Source organism: Shewanella sp. GutCb (genome assembly GCF_002836135.1).
GTDB lineage: Bacteria > Pseudomonadota > Gammaproteobacteria > Enterobacterales > Shewanellaceae > Shewanella.
This window is the reverse complement of the sequence record NZ_PJBL01000095.1, coordinates 1-291: the sequence shown is the minus strand read 5'-3', so window position 1 is coordinate 291 and position 291 is coordinate 1. Positions and strand designations below refer to the sequence as shown.

The 291-nt window shown below is 53.6% G+C and carries 1 protein-coding gene; it reads left to right on the top strand.

What is annotated here, in order from left to right:
• On the top strand, positions 1–291 hold a 291-nt coding region (locus tag CXF86_RS20125; protein WP_180961121.1), incomplete at both ends, for an MtrB/PioB family outer membrane beta-barrel protein.

Sequence of the window (291 nt, the reverse complement as noted above, 5' to 3'; positions counted from 1 at the left end):
CTGCAACTCGATGAGCACCTGTCTGGCTATGCCTTTGCCGGTCAGCAGTGGATCGAATCTAATCAAGCTGGCAGCCAGAGTTTCTCAACCCCGGATTGGTTCGCTGATATCGAAGATGAGTTTATCAATCTGGGCGCTGGCTTCACCTATACCGGGCTGCTTGAAGACAGGCTCAGTCTGGGCGGCGACTACTTGTTCGCTAACTCCACCAGCAACACGCTGGTCACCTATGACGTCACCACGCCACAGGGGGATTACTTCTCTTTCAACCACAGTCTCAAGCTACATGCG